The organism is Cellulosimicrobium sp. SJTW-1 (assembly GCF_047716875.1).
GTDB classification, from domain to species: Bacteria; Actinomycetota; Actinomycetes; order Actinomycetales; family Cellulomonadaceae; genus Cellulosimicrobium; species Cellulosimicrobium funkei.
This window is the reverse complement of the sequence record NZ_CP136680.1, coordinates 4,234,576-4,253,396: the sequence shown is the minus strand read 5'-3', so window position 1 is coordinate 4,253,396 and position 18,821 is coordinate 4,234,576. Positions and strand designations below refer to the sequence as shown.

Sequence of the window (18,821 nt, the reverse complement as noted above, 5' to 3'; positions counted from 1 at the left end):
CCCGCACGTCAGACGTGTCGCGTCACCGGCGGACGAGGCGTCTGACGCGGCCCACGAGCGGTCCCGCGAGCTGGTCGAGCTCCCGCACGCGCATGAGCTTGAGGCCGCCCGCGTAGACGAGGCCCATCACGGTGCCGCCGACCGCCACGACGACGACCGACTGCCACCACGAGAGCCCGTAGATCCCGTCGGCGGGGTCACCCGAGAGCACGACGAAGGCCCGCAGCACGCCCCACCCGGCGACGGCGCTCACGAGCGCGGCGAGGCCGGCCTTGACGTGCAGGCGGAGGATCCGTGCACCGTCGAGCCCGTGGAGGGTGCGCCGCAGGCCGACGGTGCGCAGCCCGACCGCCACGAGGTTGGACAGGCTCATCGCCAGGCCGATGCCCACGACCCACAGCTGGGGCGGGAGGACCTGCGTGCCGACCCACGACACGCCGACGAGCACGAGCGTGCCCGGCACCTGGATCCAGAAGACCGTGCGCCCGTCCTCGAACGCGTAGTAGACCCACTTCATGAGGACCATGCCGCCGAGCGGCACGAGCCCGAGCGCCATGGCGCGCAGCACCATGGACACGGCCTCGCCCGAGGCGGCGTCCACCGAGGGCACGAGCAGCTTGGTGACGGGCAGGGCGAGGACGACGAGGACCGCCGTCGCGAACACCGTGAACACCCCCACGGTGCGGACGCCGCGCGAGAGGTCGTGCCGCACGCGCGCGAGGTCGCCCGCGTGTGCGGCCGCGCTCATGCCCGTGAACAGCGCCGTCGCGATGGAGACGGTCACGAGGGAGTGCGGCAGGAGGTAGATCATCAGCGCCTGCGTGTAGGCCGCGTTGCCCGCGACGGCCAGCGCGTCCGAGAAGGCGCCGGGGGCGCCCGTCACGAGCCCGGTGACGGCGCCCAGGGTGCCGGGGTCGTCGCGGTAGGCCCCGAAGGTCTGCGCGAGCGCCGCACGGGGCGCCTCGCTCGCGAAGCGCGTCGTGAACAGGACACCGACCTGCTCCAGGAGGACGGCGGCGAACGTCCACAGGGCCACCTGGCCCGCGGACCGCAGGCCGATGCCGTGGAGGCCGAACCGCAGGTGCCAGCGGAAGCCCGCGCGCCACAGCGGCACGACGAGGATGAGCGCCTGGGCGGCGACGCCGAGCGTCGCGGTGCCCGCGAGGAGCGCGATCTTGGTCCCGTCCCACTGCGTGAGGTCGTCGACGTTCCCGGTCGCCGCGGGGCCGTACAGCGCGATGAACGCCGCGAACCCGGCGATCGACACGACGTTGTTGAGCACGGGCGCCCACATGAACGGGCCGAACTGCCCCCGCGCGTTGAGGACCTGCCCGAGCAGCGTGTACAGGCCGTAGAAGAAGAGCTGGGGCGTGCACCAGAACGCGAACGCGACGGCGAGCGACGTCTGCGGCGCCGTCCAGCCCGGCCCCGTGTACAGCGCGACGAGGATGCTCGAACCGGCCGTGAGCAGCGCGGACAGCGCCAGCAGGATCACGCCCGAGAGCGTGAGCAGCTTGTCCAGCCGCTCCTGCGTGTTGCGCGCGCGGTAGGCGCGCACGATCTGCGGGACGAGGACGGCGTTGAGCACGCCGCCCGCGAGGATCGCGAAGAGGACGTTGGGGATCTTGTTCGCGACGTCGAACGCGTCCGCCACGAGGCCCGTCGTGCCGATCGCGGCGACCAGCAGCACGTTGCGCACGAGGCCCAGGCCGCGCGAGACGAAGGTGCCGGACGCCATGAGCGCCGACGACCGGCCGAGACTCCCCGTGCGGGGCGCCGGGGCCTCGCTGGCGCCCGCCTCCGCGGTCTCGTCGGGGGTGCCCGACGCCGCGGGGTCGCCCGGGAGCGCGCCTTCGATCCTGGGGACGGCGTCGCGCGTCGTCCCCGGGCGAGAACCTCGCCCGGCACCCGCGGGGCGGACGTGCCGCGGCTGGCCGGGGCTCACTCGACGCGCTCCTCGTCACGCCGGGGCGGTCCGTCGGGCCCGCCCGGCGTCGCGGCCGGCGCAGCGGCCGGCGCGTCCTGCGGTGACGGCTGGTCGAGCGTGGCGCCGGCCAGACGACGGGGCGAGCGGCCACGACGCACGGTGCGCCAGATCCCGGCGAACAGCGCGATGACGAGCAGGACGGCGACGACGACCGTGCCGACGGACTCCCAGTCGGCCCGCACCCGGACCACGAACTGCTGCGGCTCCGCGACCCGGACCTGGGGCTGCGCGGCGCTGACGAGCTCGACCTCGACCGTGACGTTGCCGCTCCCGAAGCCCTCGACCGGCACCCCGACGCTGGCCTCGGTCGGGACGAGGTCGCCGTCCGCGTCGCGCGTCGCCGCCGGGATCGTCACCGTCGTGCGCTCCGGGGCCCGCAGCCGGGGGTCGTCCGGACGGAGCACGACCTGGACCGTCGCGTCCTGCGTGAGGGTGCTGCGCACCCGGACCGGCAGGTCCTCCTGCTCGGCGACGAAGAAGAACGACGAGCGCGTCTCCACCGAGAGCCCGCCCCGCACCGCGGCGGACCGCTGCTCGGCCTGCTGGACGGCGAGCGTGCGCGACGGCGGCGCCGCGCGGTAGGCGACGGCCGTCGGCGTGACGAACGCCGGCTCGAGCGGGCGCGTGAGCGCCGTCGGGTCCGCCGCGACCGTCGCGAACGCGGCGAGCTCCGCGCGCGACCGGTCGAGGGACCGGAGCTCGGCGGCACCGATCTCGCCGTCGGCGGGGGTGTCCTCGGGCAGGGACGCGCGGTCGACGGCGGGCGGATCGACCGCGAGGAGCTGGTCCACGGGCGCGAGGTCGACCCAGCCGGAGTCGCGCAGCGCGTCGAGCCGCGCCGTGAACAGGCCGGGCTCGGGCTCCCACGACCGGGGCAGGGCGGCGAGGACGTGCCGCTGGTCGGCGGGGCGCTCGCGCGCGATCACGGCCGTCTCGGCGAGCAGGCGCTGCGTGGCGGAGACGCCGGAGCCGTCGCCGGCGGAGAGCAGCGCGGTGAGCACCGGGTCGGCGACGAGCGCCGTGACCGGTCCCGCGGACGTCGTCACCGTCGCGACGCCCGAGGGCGTGTACGTGAGCGACTCGTCCGGCGCGAGGCCGCCCGGGCCGACGACCGTCGCGGTCGCTCCCGACGCGACGGCGAGCGTCGTGGTCGCGAGGTCGGGGACGGCGTCGGCCGGCCAGGCGAGGTCGGTGCGCCACCCGTTCGTCGGGTCCGGGGGAGCGGGGGTCCCCGTGTCCGCGGCGTCGTCGTCGCCGTCGGTCGTGCCGTCGGCCGCCGTGCCCGACGCCGGGTCGGACGAGGTGCCCGACGACGGCAGCGGCGTCCCCTCGGGCAGCGCGAGGCCCGCGTGCGCGAACGCCGCGACGTCCGGGTCGTAGGCGCGCAGCGCGAACGTGGAGCGCCCGGCGGTCGCCCCGCTCACGGCGTCCGCCCAGGCGTTCACCGCCGGGTCGGCGGCGACGGCGGCGGCCGCGAGCAGCGCCGGGTCGGCGACCCAGCCCACGTCGGACGTCCCGCCCGTCGCGGCGAGCAGGCGGCCGAGCCGTCCCTCGCTCGCGACCGCGGCCGAGAGCGCGTCGTCGTACGCGACCGGGTCGGGGTCGACCGGGGGGCCCGTCACCGCCGCGACCACGCTGAGCCGCACGGGAGACACGTCGTCCGCCGGGGCCCGGAGCGCGAACGTGCGCTGCACGGCGAGGCGCGTACCGCCGTCGGACACGGCGACCGCCAGGCCGCGCGGGCCCGGGTCGTTGCCCGTGCCGAGGCCGAGCTCGGCGGCCGACGCGGAGAGCGTCACGTCGGCGCTCTCCCCGGGGGCGAGCGGCCGCCCGACGTCCTCGGTGGCGACGGTGGCGCCGACACGCCCGTCGAGACCGGTCGTCGTCCAGCTCTCGAGCGCGGACCGCGTGCGCAGCGCGCGGCGGTCGACGCCGAGGGTCACCGCGGGGGAGCCGAGCGTCTGCTCCGTCCCGTTCGTCACGCGCGCGGTGACGGTGAGGGTGCTGTCCGGCGCGAGGACGGTCGGTGCGAACGACGTGAGCTCGAGCGTCACCGCGTCCTCGCCCTCCGGGACCGTGTCGGCCGCGGCGGGCGGGGCCGCCGTCGTGCCGCCGAGCAGGACGCCGGCCGCGACGACCAGCACCAGGAGCAGGGCGACGAGCAGCCGTGCGGACGGACCGCGGAGCGAGACCGGCGCGGCGCCGGGAGGGCGCGCACCGCTGCGGGAGGAGGGCGTCATGAGTGGTCGGTCGAGCTCCGTGGGGCGGGCGGTGCCGGGCCGCCGCGGCCGTCGTGCGGGTGGCCGTGCGGGCGGACGATCGTCCGGGTCACCCTACTCTCGACCACCCCGTGGAACCGCGTGCGACGGCCCTCGAGGACGCCCTGCGCGACGACGGCGATGCGCCGCTCGTTCGGGTACGCCAGCCGCGCGGGGAGGTCCGCGACCGGGATCCAGGCGACGTCCTCGGCCTCGCCGTCCGGGTCGCCCTCGACCGTGAGGTACCCGCCCGTCGCGCGGAGCAGGAAGTGGTGGACGACCTTGTGCACGCGCCGGTCGTCACCGGTGAACCAGTAGTCGATGACGCCGAGGGGCTCCTGCACCGCCCCGCGGATGCCCGTCTCCTCCGCGATCTCGCGGACGGCCGCCTGCTCCGGCGTCTCGTCGCCCTCCAGGTGGCCCTTCGGCAGGCACCACTCCAGGCGGCCCCCGCGGTTGCGCCGCGCGATGATCGCCGCGCACGGGTGACCACCGTCGACCGTGATGACGAGCCCGCCCGCGGAGACCTCGTCGACCACCGGGAGGGGCGCCGGCGCGGGGCCCGGTCGCGAGCGCGGGTCGATGCGGAGGGCGTGGCCGCCCGGCGGGGCCGGGACGGGGGCGGGCTGCCCGCGGCCGTCGCCACGCCCGCCCGCCGGATCCCTCCGGGGGTCGTCGGCGTGCGCGGGGGTGGACATGGGTTCAACTTTACCGAGTGGGCACCCACCTCCCCGGGACCGGCTCCCCGGCGCGGGCGCCGCATCTGGCAGGCTTGGGTGTCGTGCCCCAGCCTTCGTCCCCCTCGCCGTCGCCCCAGCCGACACCGCCCGCGACGCCGCACGCGCTCGAGCTGCAGCGCCGGGCCCTCGCGGTGCTCACCGAGATGGCGCCCGCGGCGATCGAGCTCGGCGAGGCGTTCCGCGCCGCGGGCCACGAGCTCGCGCTCGTCGGGGGACCGGTCCGCGACGCCTTCCTCGGGCGGGCGAGCAACGACCTCGACTTCGCCACCTCCGCGTCGCCCGACGAGACCGAGGCGATCCTCGCGCGGTGGGGCGACGCGCACTGGGACATCGGCAAGGAGTTCGGCACGATCGGCGCGAAGCGCTTCGGGCGCGGCGGCCCCGGTGACGACCTCGTCGTCGAGGTGACGACGTACCGGACGGACGAGTACGACCCGACGTCGCGCAAGCCCGTCGTCGCGTTCGGCGACACGCTGGAGGGCGACCTGTCGCGCCGCGACTTCACCGTCAACGCGATGGCCGTGCGGGTGCCCGACATGGCGTTCGTCGACCCGTTCGACGGCCTGGGCGACCTCGCCCGCCGCGTCCTGCGCACCCCGATCGCCCCCGAGCGGTCGTTCGACGACGACCCGCTCCGCATGATGCGCGCGGCGCGGTTCGCCGCGCAGCTCGAGTTCGACGTCGACGGCGGGACGCTCGCCGCGCTCGTCCTCATGACCGAGCGCATCGAGATCGTCTCGGCCGAGCGTGTGCGCGACGAGCTGTCGAAGCTGCTGTGCGGCGCCGCGCCGCGGCGGGGGCTCGAGGTCCTCGTGGACACGGGCCTCGCCGACCACGTGCTGCCCGAGCTGCCCGCGCTCAAGCTCGAGATCGACGAGCACCACCGGCACAAGGACGTGTACGAGCACTCGCTCACGGTCCTCGACCAGGCGATCGCGCAGGAGACCGGGCCCGACGGCGCCGTCCCCGCGCCGGACCTCGTGCTCCGCCTCGCGGCGCTCCTGCACGACGTCGGCAAGCCGCCCACGCGCCGGTTCGAGGACGGGGGCGGCGTGAGCTTCCACCACCACGAGGTCGTCGGCGCCAAGATGGTCGCCAAGCGGCTCAAGGCGCTGCGGTACGACAAGCAGGTGGTCAAGGACGTCGCGCGCCTCGTCGAGCTGCACCTGCGGTTCCACGGCTACGGCGACGGCGCGTGGACCGACTCGGCCGTGCGCCGCTACGTGACCGACGCCGGCCCGCTGCTCGAGCGCCTGCACCGCCTCACGCGCGCCGACTGCACGACCCGCAACCGGCGCAAGGCCCAGCGGCTGCGCGAGTCGTACGACGACCTGGAGCGCCGCATCGCCGACCTCCAGGCGAAGGAGGAGCTCGACGCCGTCCGCCCCGACCTCGACGGGCAGCAGATCATGGAGATCCTCGGGATCCGCCCCGGGCCCGTGGTGGGGAAGGCGTACAAGCACCTGCTGGAGCTGCGCCTCGACCGCGGCCCCGTCGACGAGGAGACGGCGCGCGCGGACCTCCTGCGGTGGTGGGCCGAGCAGCCGGAGTCGTCGGCGTCCTGAGCGTGGCCCGCCCGCGTGCGCGCGGGTGAGCGCTCGGGGGCGAGAAGAAGCAGGAACACCGCAGGGGTGCCGCTCTCGGGCTGAGAGCGGCACCCCTTGCCGTGCTCGCGGGTCCGACGTCGTGCCGGAGGCCTCAGACGTCGTCGGTGGCCAGGGCCGCCTCGACCTTCACGTCCGCGGTGCGGGCGTCCGTGGTGCGGGAGTCCCCGGTGCGGGCGTCCTCGACCGGGGCGTCCTGCGTCCCGGGCTGAGCCGGGCCGGGGCCGTGCGCCGGCGGCGCGCTGCGGCGCAGGAGGAACGACAGGCCGACGGCGACCAGCATGACCGCCGTGCCCCAGACGAACGCGTCGCCGACGCCCTCGGCCAGCGCCACCCGGGGCGACGCGCCCGCCTCGCCGTAGGCGATCGACCGCGACGTCATGACCGCGACGAACATCGCGGTCCCGGCGGCGCCCGCGAGCTGCTGCACCGTACCGATCGACGCGGAGCCGTGCGAGTACTGGTGCGGCTCGAGCGACGAGAGCGCCGACGTGAACAGCGGCGTGAACATGAACGCGAGGCCCAGGCTCAGCGTGACGTGCAGCGCCAGGACGAACCACGGCGACGAGTCCGCGTGGATCGTCGTGAAGGCCGCGAGGGCCACCGCGACGACGCTCACGCCCGGGATGACGAGCGGACGCGGGCCCACCCGGTCGTAGAGCCGGCCGACGGTCGGGCCGAGCAGACCCATGAGGAGCCCACCCGGGAGCACGATGAGCCCGGTCGCGAGCGGCTCGAGGCCCATCGCGTCCTGGAGGAACAGCGGCAGGAGGATGAGCGAGCCGAACATCGCGACCATGCCGACGGCCATGATGCCGAGCGGCACGCTGAACCCGCGGTGCGTGAACACGCGCAGGTCGAGCAGGGCGCGGTCCTCGCGCTGCAGGACGATCTGCCGCCACGCGAACGCGGCGAGCGCGAGGACGCCGAGAGCGAGCGGCACGGCGGGCGGGACGACGGGCGTGTGGCGCGCGGCCTCCCCGATGCTCGAGAGCCCGTAAACGAGCCCGCCGAACGCGAACGCCGCGAGGACCAGGGAGAACGGGTCGAGGCGCGAGTGCGTACGGTCTGCGACGTCCCGGATGTACAGGAAGCCGAGGAGGAGCGCGACGAGGCCGATCGGCAGCACGATGCCGAAGACCCACCGCCAGCTCAGGGAGTTGAGGATGAGGCCCGAGAGCGACGGACCGAGCGCGGGCGCGGCGGCCATGACGATCGAGATGTTGCCCATGACCTTGCCGCGGATGGCCGGCGGCACGAGCGTCATGATCGTCGTCATGAGCAGCGGCATCATGATGGCCGTGCCCGACGCCTGGACGACGCGCCCGACGAGCAGCCACGCGAAGCCGGGGGAGAGCGCGGCGAGCAGCGTGCCCGCGCTGAACAGCGACATCGCGAGCAGGTAGGCGCCGCGCGTCCCGAGCCGCTGGAGCAGGAACCCGGTCGCCGGGATGACGACGGCCATGGTCAGCATGAACGCCGTCGTGAGCCACTGGCCGGTGCTCGCGGTGATCCCGAGGTCCGCCATGAGCGGCGCGAGCGCCACGCTCATCGTCGTCTCGTTGAGGATCACGACGAACGCCGAGCCGAGCAGCAGCGCGATGACGAGGAAGTCCGCCCGGGGGAGGCGGTCGACGGCGGCCGAGGTGTCGTGGGTGGGGGAGGCTGTCACGGTGTGTCTCCGCTCGCGTCGGTGGCGGCCCGGGCGCAGGGTCGGACCCGGTCGGGGGGCAGGGTGCGCTGCAGGGCAGCGCGACCGTCGCGTGCGGGGGCACGCGACGACGGTGTCGGTTCGGTCGGCGGGGCCACGAGCAGGGTGGCGCGACGCGGGACGGCCCGCGCGGCGCTCGCCGCGAGATCCGTACCCTGTACGACCATTCACCATCCTGCGTTATTCCCGCCGACGGTGACGACCTCTTTTCCGCCCCGGACTCATCGGTACGCCGACGGCAGAACGCGGCCCGCGCGCGTCGCGCAGGCGGTCGAGGGGAGGGCCGCCTCAGGCGGGCGACGTGCGGGGGGAGGCCCCGGCGTCGGGCACGACGGCGTCGCCCGGCCCGGACGGCGTGCGCGCGCCCCGCGTCCACAGGACCAGGGCGGCGACGCAGTACGCCACCGCCAGCACGGCGAACACGCCGCGCGACCAGCCCGTGTCCGGGAGGGTGAACGCCGCCAGGGCCGCCGCGCCCACGAATGCCGCGTTGTAGAGCACGTCGTAGAACGCGAACGCGCGACCGCGGAACTCGTCGTCCGTGTCGCGCTGGACGATCGTGTCCACCGCGATCTTCGTGCCCTGGGCGGCCAGGCCCAGCAGCGTCGCGCCCGTGAACACCACCGCGCGCGACGGCGTCGTGACGAGCAGGAGCTGGCTCGCCGCCGCGAGCAGCAGCATGATCGCGATCCACACCTGCGGGCCGGTCCGGCGCGACAGGAACGGGGTGATGACCGCCGCCGCGGCACCCCCCACACCGGTGAGCCCCACGACCAGCCCGAACGTCACGAAGCCCGCGTCCTGGTCGCCCGGGCTCAGGAGGTTGCGCGCGATGAGGATCGACGCGATGAACACCACGCCGTAGAGGAAGCGGTGCGTCGCCATCGCGAGCAGCGCCTGCCCCGGCGTGCGGCGCGCGACGAGGTACCGGGCGCCGTCGGCCAGACCGCGCGCGACCCGCGCGATCTCCGAGCGGATCGCGGACTCCGCCGGGCGCTCCGGGCCGAGCTGCGTGCGCCCGAGGCGCAGCGCCAGGAGCGACGCGACGCCGAAGACCAGCGCCGCGCACACGAGCGCCGACGAGTCCTTGACCCGGCCCGGCTCGAACGCCAGCCCGAGCACCACGCCGATCCCGCCCCCGACGAACGCCGCACCCGCGCCGAGCGTCGGCGTGAGGGAGTTCGCCGTGAGGAGCAGCGGGCCGTCGACGACCCGCGGCAGGCCCGCCGAGAGCCCGGCGAGCAGGAAGCGGTTCACGGACAGCGCGGCCAGGCCCAGCGCGTAGATCCAGCCGCTCACCCCGCCCGTCAGCATGAGCACCGCCATGCCGAGCGTGATGACGACGCGCACCGCGTTGCCCCACGCGAGGACCTGACGCCGCTGCCACCGGTCGAGGAACACCCCGGCGAACGGGCCGACGATCGTGAACGGCGCGAGCATCACCGCGAACGCGCCGGCGATGGCCGCCGCCGTGCCCTGCGACTCGGGGGAGAAGAACAGGAGCGACGCCAGGCCGACCTGGAACATGCCGTCCCCGGCCTGCGACACGAGCCGGACGGCGAACAGCTTGCGGAAGCCGTCCAGACGCAGCAGCGCCCGCAGCTCGGAGATCACACCCACGCGGTCACCCTACGTTCGTCGTCGTGCGGTCGGACATGCGGTTGTCCCCCGTGGGGCGTCGTGCGGCGGATCGGGGGCCGACGGCGCGGGTCGGGGGCCGACGGCGCGGATCGCCCTGGGAGGTCGGGCGGGGAGGCGCGCCGCGTCTACCATCCGCCGCTCGTCCCTCGCGGCTCCCGCCAGGCCCGCCACGACGCGGCGCGCCTCCCCGCCCTGCCGGTGCCGTCTCACCTCGGGCGTGCCCGCGGCCGACGGCGAACCCGGCCGAGCGAGGTAGAGCCCTGGTCCTCCTGCCGGACGACCAGGGCTCTACCTCGGCGGAGCGCTCAGCTTTCAGGGCTCCAGGTCAGCGCTCGACTCTTCGGTCGCGCTGGTCCTGCGCTCCGCTACGGCCGGGAGCCCGGCGAAAAGCGTGCCGGGCTCTCGACCTTCGCTGCACTCCGGATCAGCGCTCGACGTCTTCGGTCGCGCTGAACTTGCGCTCCGTGACGGGCGAGCGCCTCGTACCTCGGCCCTCACCCTCCACTGCGCTCCAGGTCAGCGCTCGACCTCACCGGCGATGAAGGCCTCCAGCTGCGCACGGCCCTTCGTGTCCTCCATCTGGACCGGCGGGGACTTCATGAAGTACGTCGAGGCCGAGAGGATCGGGCCGCCGACGCCGCGGTCCTTGGCGATCTTCGCGGCGCGGACGGCGTCGATGATGATGCCGGCGGAGTTGGGGGAGTCCCACACCTCGAGCTTGTACTCCAGGTTCAGCGGGACCTCACCGAACGCGCGGCCCTCGAGGCGCACGTACGCCCACTTGCGGTCGTCGAGCCACGCGACGTAGTCCGACGGGCCGATGTGGACGTTGCGGTCCTCCTTCTTGCCGCCGAGCGGGCCCTCGAGGTTCGAGGTCACGGCCTGCGTCTTGGAGATCTTCTTGGACTCCAGGCGCTCGCGCTCGAGCATGTTCTTGAAGTCCATGTTGCCGCCGACGTTGAGCTGGTACGTGCGGTCCAGCACGACGCCGCGGTCCTCGAAGAGCTTCGCGAGCACGCGGTGCGTGATCGTCGCGCCGACCTGCGACTTGATGTCGTCGCCGACGATCGGGACGCCGGCCTCCTCGAACTTCGCGGCCCACTCCGGGTCGGACGCGATGAAGACGGGGAGCGCGTTGACGAACGCCACGCCGGCGTCGATCGCGGCCTGCGCGTAGAACTTCGCGGCCTGCTCCGAGCCCACGGGGAGGTAGCAGACGAGCACGTCGACCTGCGCCTCGCGCAGCGCGGCGACGACGTCGACCGGCTCCGCGTCCGACTCCTCGATCGTCTGCGCGTAGTACTTGCCGACGCCGTCGAGGGTCGGGCCGCGCTGGACGGTCACGCCGAGCGGCGGGACGTCCGCGATCTTGATCGTGTTGTTCTCGGAGGCGTTGATGGCCTCCGAGAGGTCGAAGCCGACCTTCTTCGCGTCGACGTCGAACGCCGCCACGAACTCCAGGCTCGACACGTGGTAGTCGCCGAACTGGACGTGCATGAGGCCCGGGACGGTGCTGCTCGGGTCGGCGTCACGGTAGAAGTGCACGCCCTGGACGAGGGACGATGCGCAGTTGCCTACGCCGACGATGGCGACGCGGATGGAGGTCATCCTCGCTCCTTGGTGTTCGTTGTTCCAGGGTCCTCGGGACGCCTCGCGCCGTCGGGCTCCTGCTCGGATGGTTCCGCAGGATGCGGGGTGCTGCTGGACCGCGCGCGGGCGGCGCCCCGGGCGTGCCCGGAGCTCCTGTCGCGCTCGGTGGTGATGAGACCGTCGAGCCAGCGCACCTCGCGCTCGACCTGCTCGAGTCCGTGACGTTGCAGCTCGAGCGTGTACTCGTCGAGCCGCTCGCGCGTGCGAGCCGCGGACTCCCTGACCGCCTCCAGCCTCTCGGTGAGCCGGGTGCGCCGGCCCTCGAGGATGCGGATGCGGGTCTCGGCGTCGGTCTGCGCGAAGAACGCGAACCGGACGTCGAAGCTCTCGTCCTCCCACGCCGCTGGCCCGGAGGAGGCCAGGACGGTCTGGAGGTGCTCCTTGCCCTCGGCCGTCAGCTCGTAGACGATCCGCGCGCGCTTGCCCGAGAGGGCGGGCGCGAGGGTCGACTGCGCGGCCGACTGCTCCGTGCCGGTGATGAGCCCGCGGGCCACCAGCGACTTGAGGGCGGGGTACAGCGAGCCGTAGGACAGCACGCGGAAGGAGCCGAGCATGATGTTGAGCCGCTTGCGCAGCTCGTACCCGTGCAGCGGTGCCTCCTTGAGGAGCCCCAGGATCGCGGTCTCGAGCACAGGTGTCTTGCTCCGCACGATCCCACCTCCTGACGCTCCTCGGCGTGCCCCGGAGGGACCCGCTGGGATCTTGTCCGACCCGATGTATCGAGTCGATACATCGACAGGTTAGGTCGTCCCGATGTGTCGTGCAATCCTGACCGGACTGTGACACGCGTCGCCGGGCATGTGAAGAACCCGCGGAGGCGGCGGGACGCCCGGGCGAATCAATGGCGGACGATCCCGCTCACGGTGCGCTGAACCCTTGTCGGGACAGGGTGACGCCCTATTGTTCAGGGTGGTCCGGCGTGCGCCGACCTCGTGCCCGACGGCGGCCCGCCCCCGAGGCGGGGCCCGTCCCGTCGGTCAGGTGGTCTCCGCACGGCGGCCCACGGGCGGGCCCGCGGTCGACGCGGGCCGGCTCCTCGATGCCCCCCAGAGGAAGGTAGACCGTGGCGCGATCCACGAGGACGAACGGACGGACGACCCCGCGCGGGCGCCGTCGGTTCTTCAACTACCCACGCTCGCACGTCAAGGGCGTCCGCCGCTGGCTGCCGTCGTGGCGCGTGGTCGTCGGGACCATGCTGACGGGCATCGCGCTCGTCGCGGGCGTCGCCGTCGCCGCGTGGTACACGACCGACGTGCCGACGAAGCTGCCCAGCGTCGGCGCCCAGACGTCGACCGTCTACTGGGGCGACGGCACCACCGAGATGGGCAAGTACGCGGTCGAGGACCGCGAGATCGTCGACTACGCGACGCTGCCGGAGTACGTCGGCAACGCGGTCGTCGCGTCCGAGGACCGCACGTTCTGGACGAACTCCGGCGTCGACGTCAAGGGCATCGCGCGCGCCTTCTACAACAACATCAAGGGTGGCGGCCGTCAGGGCGCGTCCACGCTGACGCAGCAGTACGTCGAGCGGTACTACACGAACACCGTGACCGACTACGCGGGCAAGGCGCGCGAGGCGATCCTCGCCGTCAAGATCACCCAGAAGCAGGACAAGCCCGAGATCCTCGGCAACTACCTCAACACCATCTACTTCGGTCGTGGCGCCTACGGCATCCAGGCGGCCGCCAAGAAGTACTACGGCGTGAACGCCGCCGACCTCACGGTGTCGCAGGCCGCGATGATCGCCGGCATCATCCCCAGCCCCACCAACTGGGACCCGGCCGTCAACCACGCCCAGGCCGAGGAGCGGTGGAAGCGGACGCTGCGGAACATGGAGGAGGACGGCCACATCACCGCCGAGGAGCACCAGGCGGCGGTGGACGCGGGCTTCCCCGAGGCGCAGGAGTACGTGAAGTCCCAGAAGTACGAGGGTCCCACCGGCTACCTCCTCGCCATGGTGGAGAAGGAGCTCGCCGGCGAGGGGATCGGCATCAGCGAGGACGCCCTCACGAGCAAGGGCTACAAGGTCACGACGACGATCGACCCGGCCATGCAGCAGGCCGCCGTCGCGACGGCGGACTCGCTCCCCCAGGAGGGCCGCGACGAGAACCCGGTCTCCCCGAACCTCCGGACCGCGATCGTCTCCGTCGACCCGAACGACGGGTCGATCCGCGCCCTCTACGGCGGCAAGAACTTCCTCGAGAACCAGTACAACAGCGCGACCCCCGGTGCGGCGCAGGGCGGCTCGACGTTCAAGCCGTTCACGCTCATCGCGGGCCTGGAGAACGGGCACACGCTCGACGAGCGCTTCGACGGCAACTCGCCCAAGACCTTCCCCGGCGCCAACAACGGCGAGGACTGGAAGGTCCGCAACTTCGGCGACCACGACTGGGGGAACGTCGACCTCACCGAGGCGACCGCGCAGTCGGTGAACACCGCGTACGCGGAGCTCAACCTCGAGGTCGGGCCGGAGAAGACCGCGGACGTCGCGGCTCGCCTGGGCATCAAGGCCGACGTCGGGGTGAACCTGGCGAACGTGCTCGGTGACGCGACGGTGACGCCGCTCGAGCTGACCAACGCGTACGCGACCATCGCGGCGCAGGGTCTGAAGGCCACGCCGCACATCGTGGCGTCCGTGACCGACTCGCGCGGCAACCTCGTCTACCAGGCGCCGGGCGCCGACGACCGGACGCAGGAGTTCGACCCCGAGGTGATGGCGGCGGCGACGTACGCGCTCTCCCAGGTCGTCGAGACGGGGTCGGGCAAGCCCGCGCAGGCGATCGGTCGTCCCGCGGCGGGCAAGACCGGTACGTCGACGGACAACAAGTCCGCGTGGTTCGCCGGCTTCACCCCCGGTCTCGCGACGGTCGTGGGTCTCTACCAGTCCGGCCCCAACGGCGAGCAGGAGCAGATCACGCCGTTCGGCAAGTGGGTCGACAGCGAGATCACCGGTGGCTCGTGGCCGGTCGAGGCCTGGACGTCGTACATGCAGACCGCCGCGGCGAACCTGCCGGCGGGGGAGTTCCCGGACTACACCCCGCCCAAGCCGAAGCCGACGGAGACGCCCACCGAGACCCCGACGGAGACCCCGACCGAGGAGCCGACGCCGGAGGAGACGGAGGAGCCGCAGCAGCCGGAGAACGTGGCCGTGCCGTCCGTCGTCGGCATGGAGGCCCGCGCCGCGCGCGCCCAGATCGAGGCCGCCGGCCTCAAGGTGCGGATCACCGAGGAGTTCTCCGACCAGCAGCCGCGGGGCTACGTCATCAGCCAGTCCTCGATGGACCAGGTGCCGCCGGGGTCGACCATCGCGCTCGTCGTCTCCAAGGGCACCGATCCGGGCCAGCAACCGCCGGAGCCCACCGAGGGACCGCCCGAGACTCCTGATCCCGGCGAGACCGGCGAGCCGGGTACCGGCAACCCGGGTGGCGGCAACGGCAACGGGGGCGGCAATGTCGGCGGCATCATCCCGGGCAGGGGCTGACCGGCCCGTCGCCGCAGATTTCCGGGCGCCCGCGCCGAGCGGGTACCCTGGGGAGCTGCCGTCCGCCCGTCGGGCGGCAGCAGCATGAAGCATGAACCCTCCTGTCACGGAGAGACCGTGACCGCGAAGACCAGAGGAGGTGGGTTATCCGCATGCGTCAGTACGAACTGATGATCATCCTCGACCCCGAGATCGAGGAGCGCACCGTCGCCCCGTCGCTCGACAAGTACCTGTCGGTCATCAAGACCGACGGCGGCTCCGTCGACAAGGTGGACATCTGGGGTCGTCGCCGCCTGGCGTACGACATCAACAAGAAGTCCGAGGGCATCTACGCGGTCGTCGACTTCACGTCGACCTCCGACACCGCCAAGGAACTGGACCGTCAGCTCGGCCTCAACGAGGTCGTCCTGCGGACCAAGATCCTGCGCACGGACGCTCGCTGATCCTCCCCGCTTCCCCCGTTCGACCGTCCTGCACCGGGATGCTGCACGCCGTAGCGCGTGTGGGCGCCGCGTGGTGGGATGAGCGACGCGAGAACGTTACGAGCGAGGCGCACGGCGCCGTCGACGACACAGACGACACACGAAGGAGCTGGCCATGGCAGGTGACACCGTCATCACGGTGATCGGGAACCTCACGGGAGACCCGGAGCTGCGTTTCACCCCCTCGGGTGCGGCGGTGGCCAACTTCACGGTGGCGTCCACGCCGCGGACCTTCGACCGCCAGTCGAACGAGTGGAAGGACGGGGACACCCTGTTCATGCGCTGCTCGATCTGGCGCGAGGCTGCGGAGAACGTCGCGGAGTCGCTGACGAAGGGCATGCGCGTCATCGTGCAGGGCCGCCTCGTCCAGCGCTCGTACGAGACCCGCGAGGGGGAGAAGCGCACCGTCGTCGAGCTGCAGGTGGACGAGATCGGTCCCTCCCTGCGCTACGCCTCTGCCAAGGTCACCCGCGCTCAGCGCTCGGGTGGCGGTGGCGGCGGCTTCGGCGGCGGTGGCGGCTACGGAGGTGGCGCCAACTCCGGCGGCGCCTCCGGCGGCGGATTCAGCTCCGGCGGCGGTCAGCAGCAGAGCGACGACCCGTGGGCCACGGCTGGTCCCGCGTCGTCCGGTGGCTCGTTCTCCGACGAGCCCCCGTTCTGATCGTCCGCCACTCCCAGAACACACACCCGTCCCCGCGGGTGCTGCGCCGCTCGTCGGCACGGTCCGCACGCGGGGATCGCACCTTGTAGAGGAGCAACACCATGGCGAAGCCTGTGGTGCGCAAGCCCAAGAAGAAGTCCAACCCGCTGAAGTCGGCCAAGATCGAGTCGGTCGACTACAAGGACACCGCGCTGCTGCGCAAGTTCATCTCCGACCGCGGCAAGATCCGCGCGCGTCGCGTGACCGGCGTCTCCGTCCAGGAGCAGCGCCAGATCGCCCGTGCGGTGAAGAACGCGCGCGAGATGGCGCTGCTGCCGTACACGTCGACGGCTCGCTGAGCGGGAAGGGAGAGAACTCATGGCCAAGCTGATCCTGACCCACGAGGTCACCGGTCTCGGTGAGCCCGGCGACGTCGTCGAGGTGAAGGACGGGTACGCCCGTAACTTCCTCGTCCCGCGCAAGCTCGCCACGCCGTGGTCCAAGGGCGCCGAGTCGCAGGTGACTGCGATCCGCAAGGCGCGCAAGGCCCGCGAGATCGCGTCGCTCGACGACGCGAAGGCGATCCGCGACTCGCTGCAGGCGAAGCCGGTCGTCGTCGAGGCGAAGGCCGGCGCTGCCGGTCGCCTCTTCGGCGCCGTCACGACGGCGGACATCGCGTCCGCCGTGACGGCCGCCGGTGCGTCGGTCGACAAGCGCAAGATCGAGATCGGTCAGCCGATCAAGGCGACGGGGGACTACACGGTCTCCGTCCGCCTCCACCCGGAGGTCTCCGCGACCCTCGCGGTGAAGGTCGTCGCTGCCTGATCTGCTGCTGAGCAGTCCACGAAGGCCCGGCCCCTCCTCGGAGGGGCCGGGCCTTCGTCGCGTCCGGCCCAGTCGCCGGCTGCGCGCGTCGAGCCCTCAGGCGGTGCCGGTGACCATCCAGGCGCTCCCGCGCGCACGGAGCCCGGTGGTGACGGCGCGTGCCGCCATGAAGACCCCCGCGAAGGCGAGCCAGAGCCACGCGAGGCCCGCCGCGCCGTCGGGCGCCCAGTGCCGGACGGCGAGCGCGAACGGCGCGTAGACCACGAGCGTGAGCATGCCCGCCCAGGCGAGGAAGCGGCCGTCCCCGGCGCCGATGAGGACGCCGTCGAGCACGAACACCCACCCCGCCATCGGCAGGAGGACGCCGCACACCGCCATGCCGACGGCGACGGCGGTGCGCACCTCGGGGTCGGACGTGAAGAGGAGCGCGAACCACCAGCCACCCGCGGCCATGACGACGCCCAGCCCTGCCCCGGCGGCCACTCCCCACTGGAGGGTGCGGCGCAGGACGGCGCGGACGCGCGGGACGTCGTCGGCCCCCAGCCCGTGCCCGACGAGCGCCTGCGCCGCGATGGCGAGCGCGTCGAGAGCGAAGGCCGCGAGACCCCAGACGGAGTTCACGACCTGGTAGCCCGCGAGCGTGACCTCCCCGAGCCCGGTCGCGACGAACACGGTGAGGAGGATCGCGAGGCGGAGCGAGAGCGTGCGGACGAAGAGCGGAGCGCCGGCGCGCGCGTTGGCCCAGATCCCGCCCGCGGCGGGCCGCAGCGACGCGCCGTGCCGCCGGGCGCCGCGCACCACGACCACGACGAGTACCGCGCCCATGGTGAGTTGGGCGACGGCCGTCCCGATGCCGGACCCGGCGATCCCGAGCCCTGCCCCGTAGACGAGGACGACGTTGAGGACCGCGTTGAAGGTCGCGCCGCCCGCGGCGACCCACAGGGGCGTCCGGGTGTCCTGCATGCCGCGCAGCACGCCGGTGGACGCGAGGACGAGGAGCATCCCGGGGAGTCCGAGCGCGGACCAGCGGAGGTACACCACGGCGTGCTCGGCGACCTCACCCGTGCCGCCCATCGCGCCGACGGCCCACGGTGCCGTCGTCCACAGGACGGCCGCGAGGAGCGCACCCAGCCCGACGGCGAGCCAGAGGCCGTCGATCCCGGACTGGAGCGCCTCCCGCGTGTGGCCGGCGCCGATGCGGCGCGCGACGGCGGCCGTGGTCGCGTAGGCGAGGAAGACGCACAGGCCGACGAGGGTCACGAGGAGGGTCGACGCGAGGGAGAGGCCTGCGAGCTGCGCGGTGCCGAGGTGGCCGACGACGGCGCTGTCGACGAGCACGAACAGCGGCTCGGCCACGAGCGCGCCGAGCGCGGGGACGGCGAGGGCCAGGATCTCGCGGTCGAGCCGGGACCGTGCGCGGCGACCTGTGGACGACGTACCGGGGCCGGACGGCGGCCCGATGTCGTCGGGGTGGCCGGACGGTGTCCGGCGTGTCGTCGGCGTGTCGCCCGACTTTCTTTCTTCCACACCCCTGAGGGTAGTGATGAGGCTGGTCAGAGGCCGCTCACGGCGATGTACACAGGAAGATCGTGAGGTTGTCCACACCGTTTTCCACCGGGTGTGCACAGTGTGGGGGACTGTGTCCACAGGAACGGGGGTCCCTGTCCACCGGGCGTGCACAGGGCCGTTTGCAGGGCGTCCGGTGGCGATCTAGTGTCGCGGGGTCGTGCCTGTCGGAGGCGGGGGGCGCGGCCACCGGGACAGTCGTGTGGGTGGCCCGCGGTAGAACACGTGTACGACGA

The 18,821-nt window shown here is 73.3% G+C and carries 13 protein-coding genes and 1 pseudogene; 6 read left to right on the top strand and 8 right to left on the bottom strand.

Annotated features, from left to right (window positions below; all coding sequences use genetic code 11):
• Positions 1-22 precede the first annotated feature (22 nt).
• From murJ to RSE42_RS19075, 3 genes and pseudogenes are all read right to left on the bottom strand, one after another.
• Entirely contained in the window at positions 23-1,945 is a 1,923-nt protein-coding gene (murJ, locus tag RSE42_RS19085; protein WP_415297566.1) for a murein biosynthesis integral membrane protein MurJ, read from the bottom strand.
• Positions 1,942-4,227 carry a DUF6049 family protein gene (locus RSE42_RS19080; RefSeq protein ID WP_415297565.1) on the bottom strand — a complete coding sequence of 762 codons (2,286 nt, stop codon included), beginning with the start codon at positions 4,225-4,227 and terminating at the stop codon, positions 1,942-1,944. Before RSE42_RS19080 ends, murJ begins: the two co-directional genes overlap by 4 nt.
• 128 nt (positions 4,228-4,355) lie before the next feature.
• Positions 4,356-4,943 (bottom strand): annotated as a pseudogene (locus RSE42_RS19075) (NUDIX hydrolase); the annotation flags it as partial.
• A gap of 173 nt (positions 4,944-5,116) precedes the next feature.
• On the opposite strand from RSE42_RS19075, the gene RSE42_RS19070 reads away from it, so the two are divergent.
• Positions 5,117-6,550 carry a CCA tRNA nucleotidyltransferase gene (locus tag RSE42_RS19070; protein WP_415298943.1) on the top strand — a complete coding sequence of 478 codons (1,434 nt, stop codon included), beginning with the start codon at positions 5,117-5,119 and terminating at the stop codon, positions 6,548-6,550.
• A gap of 133 nt (positions 6,551-6,683) precedes the next feature.
• Here RSE42_RS19070 and RSE42_RS19065 read toward each other — a convergent pair whose 3' ends face one another.
• The 4 genes from RSE42_RS19065 to RSE42_RS19050 all read right to left on the bottom strand — a co-directional run bounded on the left by RSE42_RS19065 (position 6,684) and on the right by RSE42_RS19050 (position 12,241).
• The gene (locus RSE42_RS19065; RefSeq protein WP_255180024.1) at positions 6,684-8,261 is read right to left on the bottom strand and encodes an MDR family MFS transporter; all 1,578 of its coding nucleotides are present in this window, start codon (positions 8,259-8,261) and stop codon (positions 6,684-6,686) included.
• Positions 8,262-8,588: 327 nt separating this feature from the next.
• Positions 8,589-9,920, bottom strand: a complete 1,332-nt coding sequence (locus RSE42_RS19060; RefSeq protein ID WP_415297564.1) for an MFS transporter — start codon at positions 9,918-9,920, stop codon at positions 8,589-8,591.
• A gap of 537 nt (positions 9,921-10,457) precedes the next feature.
• Positions 10,458-11,549 carry an inositol-3-phosphate synthase gene (locus RSE42_RS19055; protein WP_021482832.1) on the bottom strand — a complete coding sequence of 364 codons (1,092 nt, stop codon included), beginning with the start codon at positions 11,547-11,549 and terminating at the stop codon, positions 10,458-10,460.
• Positions 11,546-12,241 carry a PadR family transcriptional regulator gene (locus RSE42_RS19050; protein ID WP_021482833.1) on the bottom strand — a complete coding sequence of 232 codons (696 nt, stop codon included), beginning with the start codon at positions 12,239-12,241 and terminating at the stop codon, positions 11,546-11,548. Before RSE42_RS19050 ends, RSE42_RS19055 begins: the two co-directional genes overlap by 4 nt.
• 413 nt (positions 12,242-12,654) lie before the next feature.
• Here RSE42_RS19050 and RSE42_RS19045 point away from each other — a divergent pair, with 413 nt between their 5' ends.
• The 5 genes from RSE42_RS19045 to rplI all read left to right on the top strand — a co-directional run bounded on the left by RSE42_RS19045 (position 12,655) and on the right by rplI (position 17,019).
• Positions 12,655-15,072 (top strand): transglycosylase domain-containing protein, encoded by a 2,418-nt coding sequence (locus tag RSE42_RS19045; protein WP_415297563.1) that lies wholly within the window; start codon positions 12,655-12,657, stop codon positions 15,070-15,072.
• Between the two features lie 152 nt (positions 15,073-15,224).
• Entirely contained in the window at positions 15,225-15,515 is a 291-nt protein-coding gene (gene rpsF / locus RSE42_RS19040) for a 30S ribosomal protein S6 (protein ID WP_009863694.1), read from the top strand.
• 154 nt (positions 15,516-15,669) lie between these two features.
• The gene (locus RSE42_RS19035) at positions 15,670-16,215 is read left to right on the top strand and encodes a single-stranded DNA-binding protein (protein ID WP_021481583.1); all 546 of its coding nucleotides are present in this window, start codon (positions 15,670-15,672) and stop codon (positions 16,213-16,215) included.
• 101 nt (positions 16,216-16,316) lie between these two features.
• Positions 16,317-16,553, top strand: coding sequence for a 30S ribosomal protein S18 (gene rpsR / locus RSE42_RS19030; protein ID WP_021481584.1), 237 nt, complete (start codon positions 16,317-16,319; stop codon positions 16,551-16,553).
• A gap of 19 nt (positions 16,554-16,572) precedes the next feature.
• Positions 16,573-17,019 (top strand): 50S ribosomal protein L9, encoded by a 447-nt coding sequence (gene rplI, locus RSE42_RS19025; protein ID WP_021481585.1) that lies wholly within the window; start codon positions 16,573-16,575, stop codon positions 17,017-17,019.
• 96 nt (positions 17,020-17,115) lie between these two features.
• Here rplI and RSE42_RS19020 read toward each other — a convergent pair whose 3' ends face one another.
• Positions 17,116-18,480 (bottom strand): MATE family efflux transporter, encoded by a 1,365-nt coding sequence (locus RSE42_RS19020; protein WP_415298942.1) that lies wholly within the window; start codon positions 18,478-18,480, stop codon positions 17,116-17,118.
• Positions 18,481-18,821: the final 341 nt, after the last annotated feature.